This is a genomic window from Micromonospora sp. NPDC048843 (assembly GCF_040649965.1).
Classification (GTDB): domain Bacteria; phylum Actinomycetota; class Actinomycetes; order Mycobacteriales; family Micromonosporaceae; genus Micromonospora; species Micromonospora hortensis.
Genome location: NZ_JBEZGJ010000072.1, coordinates 1 through 12,399, shown reverse-complemented (window position 1 = coordinate 12,399; position 12,399 = coordinate 1). Strand labels below are relative to the sequence as shown.

The window sequence follows — 12,399 nt, the reverse complement described above, 5'->3', positions numbered from 1 at the left end:
AACACCCCTCTCGTCCCTTGTGGGCGTTTTGCGAGGCACAGGCGATTACGTTGCTTAGAGAGTTTTCTCCCCACATATCGTGACCAGTTGCGATTCGGGCTCGTTGCCCAAGACGTGGGGGTTGCACTCAGAGACGCACGGCGTTCGGTAACCAGTTGGTGCCGACGCCACACCATCGGTGGTGACGGGGCGGTGGCAGCCGTCCGTCGCGGACAGCGGCAGGGCGAGCCGGGATTGCTCAGCCGCGAACAGGAACTCGAGTTGATCGACATGCTGCGGGGCGTCCATCCCGACGAGTTCGGCCTGGACGAGGAGTTGTGGACGCGGCAGAGCCTCACCACGCTCATCCAGCGGCGCTTCGAGCTGCCGCTGGACACTGGCGCGGTCGGGGCGTACCTGCGGGCCTGGGGGTTGGGGCCGCGGGAACCGCGCGAGCGGGCCTGCGGGCTCTGCGTCAGCGCTGTCGAGCGTTGGGTCCGCAGCGAGTACCCGGGGATCACCCGGGCCGCTCAGGAGCACCTCGCCGAGGTCTACTGGATCGGCCGGGTCCGGCTGCGCGGCACGATGCCGGCCGCAGACGTGATCTCCGCTGTCTCGTCCCGGGGTCGGGTGCGCTTCATGATCACTACCCCGACTGTGGACCCGCCGCTCCCCCGCGACTTCGTGCTGCGGCTCAGTGGCGAGGAGCAGCGCACCGTCCACCTGATCGTGGATGGCTCCTGGCCACGCAACGAGTGGCCGCGCCGGCTCCCCCGGCGAATCGTCCTGCACCCGCTGCCAAGCTGCGGGCGGGCGGTAGCCGCCTGAGCACCGGGTGGGCCGGTCCGACACGATCGGCTCACCCGATACCGATTCGGCGTACGCAGGGGAGGTTTGCTAGTCTTCTCCAGTCGCTGAGCCCCCGTAGCTCAGGGGATAGAGCACCGCCCTCCGGAGGCGGGGGCGCAGGTTCGAATCCTGCCGGGGGCACGAAGATTGACCAGCACGAGAGGCTCCTGACCAGAAACTCGGTCAGGGGCCTTCATCGTGTTGGCGGCACACCCGCCAGAATGTCGATCATGCTGTTTCTCGGTCTGCTCCTCGCCGCGCTGGGTGGGGCCGTCATCGCGACCGTCCTCACCGTCAGTGGGTTCCGCGCAATGGTCAGGAAGAGCGAACGGTCGGGTCGCCTCCGCTCGGCGGCGCTGCTCGTCGGCGCGGGTGCCATCGCCCTGTACGCCTGGGGCCTGCTCAACCTCGGCTACGCGGTGCTGCAGGCCGAGGACGGTGGTGCCGGATCCGCTCCGGTCGGACCCTGTCGCGAGGCCGGACCACAGGTGGCGAGCCTGGTCGTCGATTACGACGTCACCTTCCTACCGCTGCGCTTCGAGTGCCGCCTCAGCGGTGGCGGCTCCTACGTCACCTCGTCCGTGCCCGGGTACGTCACCCCGGGCACGGCCGGCCTCGGTCTGGTCGCCGCCACCTGCGGAGTCCTCGCCACCACGACGGCTCGGCGCGCCCGACCCCCGATGGCGTGAACGGCGGCCGTCAGCCTCCGACGTACGTCGCCAGGTGCTCGCCGGTGAGGGTGGAGCGGGCGGCGACGAGGTCCGTGGGCGTGCCCTCGAAGACGATCCGGCCACCGTCGTGGCCTGCGCCGGGGCCGATATCGATGATCCAGTCGGCGTGCGCCATGACCGCCTGGTGGTGCTCGATGACGATCACCGACTTGCCGGAGTCGACCAGGCGGTCGAGCAGGCCGAGCAGTTGCTCGACGTCGGCCAGGTGCAGGCCGGTGGTCGGCTCGTCGAGGACGTAGACGCCGCCCTTCTCCGCCATGTGGGTGGCCAGCTTGAGCCGTTGCCGCTCACCGCCGGAGAGAGTCGTGAGCGGCTGCCCCAGGCTCAGGTAGCCGAGCCCGACGTCGGCGAGCCGGTCGAGGATGGCGTGCGCCGCCGGTGTACGCGCCTCGCCGGCGCCGAAGAACTTCTCGGCCTCCGTCACCGACATCGCGAGCACCTCGCTGATGTCGCGACCGCCGAAGCGGTATTCCAGCACCGATGCCTGGAACCGCTTGCCCTCGCAGTCCTCGCAGGGGGCAGCGACGCCCGCCATCATTCCCAGGTCGGTGTAGATGACGCCAGCGCCGTTGCAGCTCGGGCAGGCACCCTCGGAGTTGGCGCTGAACAACGCCGGCTTCACCCCGTTGGCCTTCGCGAACGCCTTGCGGATCGGGTCGAGCAACCCGGTGTACGTGGCCGGGTTGCTGCGCCGTGAGCCGCGAATCGCGCCCTGGTCGATCGAGACCACGCCCGCGCCGGCCGGGATCGAGGAGTGCACGAGCGAACTCTTGCCGGAGCCGGCGACGCCGGTCACGACGACGAGCACCCCGAGGGGTACGTCGACGTTCACGTCCCGGAGGTTGTTGGCAGTGGCGCCCCGGATCTCCAGCTTGCCGGTGGGCGTCCGCACCGTCTCCTTGAGTGCCGCCCGGTCGTCGAGGTGGCGGCCGGTGATGGTGCCGCTGGCCCGCAGACCTCCCACTGTGCCCTCGTAACAGACCGTCCCGCCCTCGGTGCCGGCGCCGGGCCCGAGGTCGACGACGTGGTCGGCGATGGCGATGGCCTCCGGCTTGTGCTCCACGACCAGCACCGTGTTGCCCTTGTCGCGCAGTTGGAGCAGCAGCTCGTTCATCCGTTGGATGTCGTGCGGGTGCAGCCCGATCGTCGGCTCGTCGAAGACGTAGGTGACGTCGGTGAGCGAGGAGCCGAGGTGGCGGATCATCTTGGTGCGCTGCGCCTCACCACCGGAGAGGGTGCCCGACGGTCGATCGAGCGACAGGTAGCCCAGCCCGATCTCCTCGAACGAGTCGAGGAGGTGTTGCAGGCCGGCCAGCAACGGGGCCACCGACGCGTCTTCGATCCCGCGCACCCAGGCCGCCAGGTCGCTGATCTGCATGGCGCACGCGTCGGCGATGTTCTTGCCCTTGATCTTCGACGACCGGGCCTCCTTGCTGAGCCGGGTGCCGGCACACTCGGGGCAGGTCGTGAAGGTCACCGCCCGCTCCACGAAGGCGCGGATGTGCGGCTGCAACGCGTCGATGTCCTTGGCGAGGAAGGACTTCTGGATCGACGGGATCAGGCCCGCGTACGTCAGGTTGATCCCATCAATCTTGATCTTGGTGGGCTCCCTGTGGAGCAGGTCGTGCAGCTCCCGCTTGGTGAACTTGGCGATCGGCTTGTCCGGGTCGAAGTAGCCGCAGCCCCGGAAAATCCGGCCGAACCAGCCCTCCATGCTGTAACCCGGGATGGTGATCGCGCCCTCGTTGAGCGAGAGGTTGTCGTCGTAGAGCGCCGACAGGTCGATGTCGGTCACCGCACCCATGCCCTCGCACCGCGGGCACATGCCGCCGAGACGGTTGAAGGTCGCCTTCTCGGTCTTCGTCTTGCCGGCGCCGCGATCGACCGTGATCGCGCCGGTCGCCTTCACCGAGGGAACATTGAAGGAGTACGCGTTGGGCGAGCCGATGTGCGGCTGCCCGAGCCGGCTGAACAGGATGCGCAGCATCGCGTTGGCGTCGGTGGCGGTGCCGACGGTGGAGCGGGAGTTGGCGCCCATCCGCTCCTGGTCCACGATGATCGCCGTGGTCAGGCCATCCAGCAGGTCGACCTCGGGCCGCGCCAACGTCGGCATGAAGCCCTGCACGAAGGCGCTGTAGGTCTCGTTGATCATCCGCTGTGACTCGGCCGCGATGGTGCCGAACACCAGCGAGCTCTTGCCGGAGCCGGAGACACCCGTGAACACCGTCAGCCGCCGCTTCGGGATCTCGACGCTGACGTCCTTGAGGTTGTTCACCCGCGCGCCCTGCACCCGGATCAGGTCATGGCTGTCGGCGACGTGCGGCGCGGACGGCTGGATGGCCGTGCTCATCGTGTCTCCATCTGTCGGGCGCGCAGGACTCAGCGCACTTCCTGGATGCGGACCATATTGCCCGCCGGGTCCCGGAAGGCACAGTCGCGCACGCCGTACGGCTGCTCGGTCGGCTCCTGGACGACCTCGGCGTCGCTGGCCTCCAGCTTGGCGAAGGTGGCGTCGAGGTCGGTGGTGGCGAGGTTGACGCCGAAGTAGCTGCCCTTGGCCATCAGCTCAAGGATGGTCTGCCGCTCGTCGTCGGTAATGCCGGGGTTGGCGGCCGGCGGGTGCAGGACGATGGCGGTGCTGGGCTGGCCGACCGGCCCGACCGTGATCCACCGCATCCCCTCGTACCCGACGTCGAGGCGGACCTCGAAGCCGAGGATGTCGCGGTAGAAGGCCAGCGAGGCCTCCGGGTCGGTATGCGGCAGGAAACTCGAGTGAATGGTGATGTCCATGCTGGTCACGCTAGTTGCGGCTCGGTGACCCGCGCTTCTCGATTCCTGACCGGTCTGGTCACCTGCTTCGCCACGCACGACGGCATTCCGGCCGTCGCCTGCGCCGCCTGCCGCCGGTAGACGCTCGGCGGCACGCCCACCAGCTCGGTGAAGCGGGTGCTGAAGGTGCCCAACGACGAACAACCGACAGCGAAACAGACGTCGGTGACGCTCAGGTCGCCACGGCGCAACAGGGCCATCGCCCGCTCGATCCGTCGGGTCATGAGGTAGCTGTACGGAGATTCGCCATAGGCGAGCCGGAACTCGCGGCTGAGGTGCCCGGCCGACATGTGCGCGCCACGGGCGAGCGCCTCGACGTCCAACGGAGACGCGTACTCCCTGTCGATCCGGTCGCGGACCCGGCGCAGCCGCGCCAGGTCGGCCAGTCGCTGGGTCGCGTCGGATTTGCTGCTCACCTGCGAAATCGTGCCACAACCCACCGACAATCCGCCGCACGCCGAGCGCGGGCTGGGGTCCGACGAGCCGGTCAGCCGGCCTCGCGGCGGGCGCGGGCCCGGCGCTTCCCCTCGTGCATGGCCTGCACCCGGGCCACCGGGATGGTCCGGCCCTCGGCGACGAGGTCGGCGGGGAGCGACTGCGGGGCCGGCATCAGCGCGGCGTCGACCGCCTGACGGAACCCGTCGCCGTCCGGCGGGTCCAGGTCGAGGATCAGGTGGGTCGGGCGGTGCAGATCCGCCACGGTGGCCAGCGTCGGGTGGTACTCCACCGCGCGCTGGTTGGCGAACCAGAGCAGGGTGCGGCGGTCGTCGCAGAGGGCGTACGAGATCTCCCGGTGCGATGCCTCCGCCCAGACCGGCGCCCGGCGGACCCAGTCCGGGGTGTAGCGGGGCAGGTTCTTCTGCATGAACGGCGGCTGGCCGGGGCGGACCCTGATCACCGACAGCGGCCGGCCCCGCAACTGCGGGAGGATCCGGTCCCGGACCGCGTCGAGGTAGTCGACCAGGTCACGCTTCGTCGCGTCGTCGCGGTCGGACAGCGGCTGGTCCAGGTTGGTCAGGGCCACGCCGTCCCGGGTCTCGTCAGCCTCGCTCACCCGACCACCCTCCCGGCCCCGCTGCCGTCGGTCAACTGGACGCGGCGCTTCGGTACGAATCGATTCCGGCACCAACCCCGGCCGGATCCGACGGATCGGTGACCGGCGACGGCCGGGCCGGGCGTCGGGGCACCGTGGTCAGCGCCACCAGCCACGCGGCGACCACCAGACCGGCGGCCACGGCGAACGCGGTCCGGTAGCCGCCGGCGAGCGCGGCGGTCTCGGCCCAGCCGGCGGCTCGCAGCCCGTCGCTGCGGGTGGCGGCCAGGGTGGCCAGCGCGGCCAGGCCGACCGCCCCGCCGACCTGTTGGGTGGTGTTTGCCAGGCCGGAGGCGAGCCCGGCGTCGGTGTCGGTCGCGCCGGCCATGGCCAGTGTGGTGACCGCCGGCAGGGTCAGGCCGCCGGCCACCCCGAAGATCAGCATCGCGGGGAGTACGTCCGCGACGTAGCCGCCGTCGGCGGGCAGCCGGGCGAGCAGGAGGAAGCCGACGGTCGCCAGGCCGAGCCCGGCCAGCAGCACGGTCCGGGCACCGAAGCGGGTGATCAGCCGACCGGCCAGGCCGAGCGAGACCACGGCGATGACGACAGGGGTGGGCAGGAAGGCCCAGCCGGTAGCGGCGGCGTCCAACCCCAGCACCAGTTGCAACTCCACGGCGAGCAGGAACTGGAATCCGAAGTACGCGCAGACCATGAGGAACTGCACGGCGTTCGCCGCCACCAGACCCGGGACGCGCAGCACCCGGGACGGCACCAGCGGAGTCGCCGCCACCCGTTGGCGCAGCGCGAACCCGCCGAGCAGCAGCGCCGCGAGGGCCACAGTGCCGAGCGTCCGAGGGCTGGTCCAGCCGTGCTCGCCAGTGCCGACGATGCCCAACACGGCAACCATCAGACCGGCGGTGGCGAGCAGCGCGCCGGGCAGGTCCAGGCCGGCGCGCAGGCCGATCCCTCGTTCGGCAGGGAGCCGGCGGAGGGCCGCGATGAGGATGGCCGCCCCGATCGGCACGTTGACCAGGAAGATCGTCCGCCACCCGGCGGCCTGGGTGAGCACCCCTCCGGCGACAGTGCCGACCGACGCACCGGCCGCACCGGTGAAGCTGAAGACGGCGATGGCACGGGCCCGCTCGGCCGCTTCGGGGTAGAGCCGAACGATCATGCCGAGGCTGACCGCCATGGCCAGCGCGCCGCCGACGCCCTGCCCGAACCGCGCGCCCACCAGCAGTGCCGGCCCGGTGGCGACCGCGCAGGCCAGCGAGGCCAGCGTGAACAACGCGACGCCGGCCAGGAAGACCCCGCGCCGGCCCAGCAGATCACCGAGCCGGCCGGCGAGCAGCAGCAACCCGCCGAACGCGACCAGGTAGGCGTTCACCACCCAGGCCAGGTCGGCGGCGCTGAAGCCCAGGTCGCGTTGGATGGCAGGCAGCGCCACCGCGACGACGGTGCCATCCAGGATGATCATCAGGCTGCCGGCGCAGAGCACCAGCAGCGCCGGCCAACGGGATGGGACGACACGCTCCACGAAACCCTCCTTGGTGCACGGTTTGTTACCGAGGTCATCGTCTGTGACCATGAACCGGAGCGGAAGGAGGCACTTTGATGTCCCAGAGGAACAGCGATGTGTCCGCGCTGGTCGAGGCCGAGCTGACCTGCGCGGCCGGGAACGTTCCGTTCACCCCGGGCCAGGCGCGGGCGTGCACCGTCCGCGAGGTGCTCGACCGGGTCGGCGGCAAGTGGAGCATCGGCATTTTGGTGGCCGCCTCACACGGGCCGGTGCGCTTCACCGAGTTGGAGCGGCACATCGAGGGGATCAGCCGCCGGATGCTCACGCTGACGCTGCGCAACCTGGAACGGGACGGCCTGCTGCACCGCACCGTCTACCCGACCGTCCCGCCCAAGGTCGAATACACGGCCACCCCGATGGCGCTGGAGCTCTACGAGTCGCTGGTCGCGCTGACCAGCTGGGCCGAGCGGCACCGCCGGGCCATCGCCGAGGCGCGGACCAGGTACGACACCCAGCACGCCGGATAAAACCCGCCGAGGTGTGGTGAACGCCACCGCTTCCATCTGACCGATCGGTCAGGGTCTGACCGATCGGTCAGGCATGCTGGTCTGCGGGAGGTGGACCGGGCATGGTCAGAGCGGTACCAGACACGCACGGCGAGATCCTCGCCGCGGCGGCGAGGCAGTTCACGGTGACCGGCTACCGGGGCACCTCCCTGCAGGACATCGCCCGGGAGGTCGGCTGTTCCAAGGCCACTGTGCTCTACCACTTTGCCAACAAGGAAGCCCTGCTCGCCGAGCTGATGGCCCCCGCGATCGAGGTGCTTCGCAGCCTCGACGACCAGCTCAACGGCCTGACCGGAGCTGCCGCGCAGGAGGTCGCCGCACAGGGCTTCGTCGATCTCGCGGTCCGGTTCCGGCAGGAGATCGCCGTACTGCGCGGCGAGTTCCCGGAACTGCTGTGCCAGCCGGCCTTCGCGCACATCCAGGAGATCTCCGACCGGCTGCGGGACGCGTTGGCCGGCCACTCCGACCGGCCGGGCGCCCGGATCGCCGCGCTGGTGCTGCTCGCCGGCATCTCCGAGGCGTGCGCCGAGTTCGCCGACATCCCCGACGACGAACTGCGCCTCGCCCTGCTCACCCTCGCCCGACGGGCCGTCGAACCCGTCGACGCACCCCTGCCCCATCCACCCACGACCGAGGACAAGGACTCCTGATGGCCACCCTGCTCTACCGGCTCGGCCGGGGCGCGTTGCGCCGGCGACGGCTCGTCGTCGCGCTCTGGCTCGTCGTACTCGTCGTCGCCGGCCTGGCCGCGGCGACCCTGCGCGGCCCGACGGCGAGCAACTTCACAATGCCCGGCACCGAGAGCCAGCGGGCGCTCGACCTGCTGGCCGACCAGTTCCCCGCGGCCAGCGGCGCCACCGGCACCATCGCGGTCAAGGCGCCCGCCGATGGTCAACTGGCCACCCCGCAGGGTCAGGCAGTGGTGCAGGAACTCGTCCAGCAGGCGTCGACACTGCCCGGCGTTGTCGGCGCGGTCAACCCGCTCCAGGTCGGCGCGGTCTCACCCAACGGGCGGTACGCGCTGGTCCAGGTGCAGTTCGCCACCGGCGGGGACGACGTCACCGACGAGCAACGCACCGCGTACGAGCAGGTTGGCGCAGCGGCCAAGGCGCAGGGTTGGCAGGTCGCCCCCGGCGGTGAGGTGCTCGGCGGCGAGCCGGAGATCGGCTCCACCGAGGCGCTCGGCGTGCTGGTCGCCGCGATCGTCCTGATCATCACGTTCGGTTCCCTTGTCGCCGCCGGCATGACGATGCTCAACGCGCTGATCGGCGTGGGCGCCGGCATGGCCGGCCTGTTCGCGCTGAGCGGCGCCGTCCAGCTCACCAGCACCGCGCCGATCCTGGCGCTGATGCTCGGTCTCGCGGTCGGCATCGACTACTCACTGTTCATCACCTCCCGGCACCGGCAGAACCTGCTCGACGGCCTGTCACCGGAGGAGGCGGTCGGACGGGCCGTGGGCACCGCCGGCTCGGCAGTGGTGTTCGCCGGCGCCACAGTCGTCATCGCCCTGGCCGGGCTCGCCGTGGTGGACATCCCGTTCCTCACCGTGATGGGTCTCGCCGCCGCCGGCACCGTCACCGTCGCCGTACTGGTCGCCATCACCCTCCAGCCGGCGCTGCTCGGCTTCGCCGGCCGTCGGGTGCTCCCCCGCCGCCTCCGCTCCGTCCCCACCGACGGCACCGCCACCGACGGCACCGCCACCGACGAGGACGACTCGGACATCACCGACCGGCCGGCCGCGACGACGACCACGACCACGACCGAGGAGCGCAACCGGTTCGGTTTCCGCTGGGCGCGACTGGTCACCAGGTTCCGTGTACCTGTCATCCTGGTCGGCCTGCTCGGCCTGGGGCTGCTCGCGCTGCCCACGCCGGACATGCGGCTGGCCCTGCCAGGCGCCGCGACGGCCGCCGTCGGCTCACCCGCCCGGGTGGCGAACGACCTGACCGTCGAGGGCTTCGGGGCGGGCTTCACCGGCCGGCTCGCGGTGGTGGTCGCCGGTGACACGCCACAGGCCACATCGGCTGCCGTACCGCAGGTCACCGCCCTGCTTCAGCGCACCGAGAACGTCCTCGCGGTGGCGCCGCCCCAGCTCAGCCCGGACGGCCGGACCGCGCTGCTCGGCGTGGTGCCGAAGACCGGCCCGACCGACGAGGCCACCGAGACCCTGGTGCACGACATCCGTGGCGCGGTGAGCGGTATCCCCGACGCGGACGTACTGCTCACCGGCGTCACCGCCATCGGCATCGACGTCTCCGAGAAGCTCTCCGACGCGCTACCGATCTACCTGCTGCTGGTGGTCGGGCTCTCGGTGCTGCTGCTGATGCTGGTGTTCCGCTCGCTGCTGGTGCCGATCAAGGCGGCGCTGGGCTTCCTGCTCACCGTCGCCGCCACGTTCGGCATCACGGTGGCCGTCTTCCAGCAGGGACACCTCGCCGACCTGGTCGGCCTGGACACGCCCGGCCCGCTGATCAGCTTCCTGCCGATCCTGCTCATCGGCATCCTGTTCGGGCTCGCCATGGACTACGAGGTGTTCCTGGTGTCCCGGATGCGGGAGGACTTCGTCCACGGCGAGACCGCCCGACAGGCCACCATCAGCGGCATGGGGCACGGCGCACGGGTGGTCACGGCCGCCGCGCTGATCATGATCTCGGTCTTCGGGGGCTTCGTCTTCCTGGAGGACCCAGTGATCAAGTCGATGGGCTTCGCGCTCGCCATCGGTGTCGCCATCGACGCGTTCGTGGTCCGGATGACCATCGTCCCGGCGGTGATGTCGCTCCTTGGCGACCGCGCCTGGTGGCTGCCCCGCTGGCTCAACCGCGCCCTGCCCAATGTGGACATCGAAGGCGAGGGCCTGCGCACCCACCTAGAAGACCGCACCCCAACCCGCGTCTAGCCCGCCCCACCCCACACCATCCTGTCGATCATGGAGTTGTGGTGCCCGTCGTGCCCCGATCAGAGGCCTTCGTCCAGCACCACAACTCCTTGATCGACGCGAGCAGGTGGCCGTCAGACGCCTGCCGGGTAGGTTTCCATCTCGCCGGGGACCGCTGGCACCGGTAGCGGGTGCAGGGCCGTGGTGTCGTCGCACCAGATGAAGGCGTCGTAGCGGTCGCCGAGCCGGGTGGGCACGTAGTTGCCCCAGGACTCGAACGACGGGTCGTAGACGACCCCGATCGCCCGGTGGTCCACGGTGTCGGTGACCCAGCCCGGCTGGTCGTCACCGCCGAAGATCAGCACCGCCCGCTCCGGCATCAGCTCGTGCAACCGCCGCTCGATCGAGCCCTCCCGAGCCGGGGGCACCACCATCGCCTCGGGCGGCGACCCCCAGCGGGGCGCGGCGATCACAGTGCCCCGGTAGCTGCCGAAGCCGACCAGTGCCACCGCGTCCTCGCCGTGCCGCTCCCGGGCCAACTGACCAATGTTGACCATCCCGTCGGCGGCCATGTCGGTGGCCCGCGCATCCCCGACGTGCGTGTTGTGCGCCCAGACGATGCCCCGGGCGTCCGGGCCGTAGCGGTCCAACAACCGGTCCAGGGTGTCCTGCATGTGGGTGTCGCGGATGTTCCACGAGTCCGGCCCGCCGGCCACCATCGCCCGGTAGTAGCGCTCGGCGCCGGCCACCACCTCCGCGTTCTGCCAGGCCGAGAAGCGGTCCGGCCCGTCGGAGAGGGCGTGTTCGCGGGTCCGGGCGAGCAACCGGACGACCTCCTCCTCGCACCGGGCGGAGACGAACCGGCTGGCCGCGCCGTACTCCTCGACCCTCTTGCCGTACGGCTCGAAACACCGGTACGCGTCCTGCGCCGCCTCCAGCGACTTCGGGTCCTCCTCGCCCAGGTAGTCGAAGATCGCCTGCATCGACTCCCAGAGGCTGTACACGTCGAGCCCGTGGAACCCGGCCCGCTGCTCCTCCGGCCGCTCCACGTTCCAGGCCCGCAACCAGCTCGCGAAGCGGGCCACCTCGGCATTGGCCCACATCCACGTCGGCCATCGCTCAAACGCCTCTAATGCGAGCTGTGGTTCGAGCGCGCCGCCCGGCGCGGCAGTCACCGACCGGTGCACCCGGTCGCAGTCTGGCCAGTCACCCTCCACAGCGACGAAGGAGAAACCGCACTCCGCGATCAACCGGCGGGTGAGCTGCTCACGCAACCGGTAGTAGTCGTAACTGCCGTGGGTGGACTCACCGATCATCACCACCCTGGCGTTGCGAACGCGCTCCAGCAACGGGTCGAAATCGCTCGGCGCGCCGAGCCGCTGAACCAGCATGCCAGCGGCTACCCGGCCGCCGCTGCGGCAAACCGTGCGCGCGTCGCGGGCCGACACGCCGGCCGCTGGGCCGTCGTGGGCCCCAACCACGCCGGTGTACGACCACCGCGAGCGGGTAGCCGGCCGACATGACCGTCACGGGGGTTCAGTTGCAGGAGTACCTGGCCGGGCTCGACTACCCGGTCTCCCGGGAGGACCTGATCCGCTGGGGTCAGGAGAACGGGGCCAGCACGGCTATGTTGCAGATGCTCCAGGCCCTACCACCCGACCAGTTCAACTCCCCCGACGAACTAAACGCCGCCCTCTCCACCCCCACCTGAACCGACCCCGCCCCGCCCCGCCCCGGCCCGCCCCGGCTTCGGTGATCAAGAGGTTTGCGTCGTGCCCTGTGGCGTGTCGTGACGCAAACTTCTTGATCAGTGTCGGAGTCGCAGAACCTCGGCCGGTCAGTCTCGGGCGTGCCGCGGCAGCGGCCAGTCGGGGTGCCCGGCGGGCAGCCGGGCCCATGCATGCTGAAGAGCCTGATGTCTGTGAGTCATCATCCAGCTTGAAGTTGTCGGCGTTGCCGACGCCCCGACCGCCGGAGACGACCACGCCGGCCTCGGTCAGCTCGGGGCGGGAGCCCTT

12 protein-coding genes, 1 tRNA gene and 1 pseudogene are annotated in these 12,399 nt (G+C 70.5%); 7 read left to right on the top strand and 7 right to left on the bottom strand.

Annotation, left to right across the window (positions count from 1 at the left end; translation table 11 throughout):
* The first annotated feature begins 114 nt into the window (after window positions 1-114).
* The 3 genes from AB0C20_RS18160 to AB0C20_RS18150 all read left to right on the top strand — a co-directional run bounded on the left by AB0C20_RS18160 (window position 115) and on the right by AB0C20_RS18150 (window position 1,517).
* A complete protein-coding gene (locus tag AB0C20_RS18160) occupies window positions 115-807 on the top strand; it encodes a winged helix-turn-helix domain-containing protein (RefSeq protein ID WP_357185266.1) in 693 nt (230 codons plus the stop codon).
* Window positions 808-897: 90 nt separating this feature from the next.
* Window positions 898-969, top strand: a tRNA-Arg gene (locus tag AB0C20_RS18155).
* An 89-nt stretch (window positions 970-1,058) separates the two neighbouring features.
* Entirely contained in the window at window positions 1,059-1,517 is a 459-nt protein-coding gene (locus tag AB0C20_RS18150; RefSeq protein ID WP_357568379.1) for a hypothetical protein, read from the top strand.
* Window positions 1,518-1,527: 10 nt separating this feature from the next.
* Here AB0C20_RS18150 and AB0C20_RS18145 read toward each other — a convergent pair whose 3' ends face one another.
* From AB0C20_RS18145 to AB0C20_RS18125, 5 genes are all read right to left on the bottom strand, one after another.
* Window positions 1,528-3,909 carry an excinuclease ABC subunit UvrA gene (locus tag AB0C20_RS18145; protein WP_357184807.1) on the bottom strand — a complete coding sequence of 794 codons (2,382 nt, stop codon included), beginning with the start codon at window positions 3,907-3,909 and terminating at the stop codon, window positions 1,528-1,530.
* Window positions 3,910-3,938: 29 nt separating this feature from the next.
* Window positions 3,939-4,349 carry a VOC family protein gene (locus tag AB0C20_RS18140; RefSeq protein WP_330438884.1) on the bottom strand — a complete coding sequence of 137 codons (411 nt, stop codon included), beginning with the start codon at window positions 4,347-4,349 and terminating at the stop codon, window positions 3,939-3,941.
* A 5-nt stretch (window positions 4,350-4,354) separates the two neighbouring features.
* A complete protein-coding gene (locus tag AB0C20_RS18135; RefSeq protein ID WP_238680624.1) occupies window positions 4,355-4,804 on the bottom strand; it encodes a helix-turn-helix transcriptional regulator in 450 nt (149 codons plus the stop codon).
* A gap of 71 nt (window positions 4,805-4,875) precedes the next feature.
* Window positions 4,876-5,442, bottom strand: a complete 567-nt coding sequence (locus AB0C20_RS18130) for a hypothetical protein (RefSeq protein WP_357568378.1) — start codon at window positions 5,440-5,442, stop codon at window positions 4,876-4,878.
* Between the two features lie 31 nt (window positions 5,443-5,473).
* Window positions 5,474-6,958: an MFS transporter gene (locus AB0C20_RS18125; RefSeq protein ID WP_357568377.1), complete on the bottom strand. Its 1,485-nt coding sequence runs from the start codon at window positions 6,956-6,958 to the stop codon at window positions 5,474-5,476.
* 74 nt (window positions 6,959-7,032) lie between these two features.
* On the opposite strand from AB0C20_RS18125, the gene AB0C20_RS18120 reads away from it, so the two are divergent.
* The 3 genes from AB0C20_RS18120 to AB0C20_RS18110 all read left to right on the top strand — a co-directional run bounded on the left by AB0C20_RS18120 (window position 7,033) and on the right by AB0C20_RS18110 (window position 10,402).
* Window positions 7,033-7,467: a helix-turn-helix domain-containing protein gene (locus AB0C20_RS18120; RefSeq protein ID WP_357184792.1), complete on the top strand. Its 435-nt coding sequence runs from the start codon at window positions 7,033-7,035 to the stop codon at window positions 7,465-7,467.
* A 101-nt stretch (window positions 7,468-7,568) separates the two neighbouring features.
* A complete protein-coding gene (locus AB0C20_RS18115) occupies window positions 7,569-8,156 on the top strand; it encodes a helix-turn-helix domain-containing protein (RefSeq protein ID WP_357184789.1) in 588 nt (195 codons plus the stop codon).
* The gene (locus tag AB0C20_RS18110) at window positions 8,156-10,402 is read left to right on the top strand and encodes an MMPL family transporter (RefSeq protein ID WP_357568376.1); all 2,247 of its coding nucleotides are present in this window, start codon (window positions 8,156-8,158) and stop codon (window positions 10,400-10,402) included. Before AB0C20_RS18115 ends, AB0C20_RS18110 begins: the two co-directional genes overlap by 1 nt.
* Before the next feature lie 113 nt (window positions 10,403-10,515).
* On the opposite strand, the gene AB0C20_RS18105 is transcribed toward AB0C20_RS18110, so the two are convergent.
* On the bottom strand, window positions 10,516-11,772 hold the full coding sequence (locus AB0C20_RS18105; protein WP_357184783.1) for an erythromycin esterase family protein: 1,257 nt from the start codon (window positions 11,770-11,772) through the stop codon (window positions 10,516-10,518).
* Window positions 11,773-11,900: 128 nt separating this feature from the next.
* Here AB0C20_RS18105 and AB0C20_RS18100 point away from each other — a divergent pair, with 128 nt between their 5' ends.
* Complete coding sequence (locus AB0C20_RS18100; RefSeq protein ID WP_238670564.1) at window positions 11,901-12,092, top strand: DUF2795 domain-containing protein; 192 nt, start codon at window positions 11,901-11,903, stop codon at window positions 12,090-12,092.
* A 214-nt stretch (window positions 12,093-12,306) separates the two neighbouring features.
* Here the strand turns inward: AB0C20_RS18100 and AB0C20_RS18095 are convergent.
* Window positions 12,307-12,399 (bottom strand): annotated as a pseudogene (locus AB0C20_RS18095) (electron transfer flavoprotein subunit alpha/FixB family protein); the annotation flags it as partial.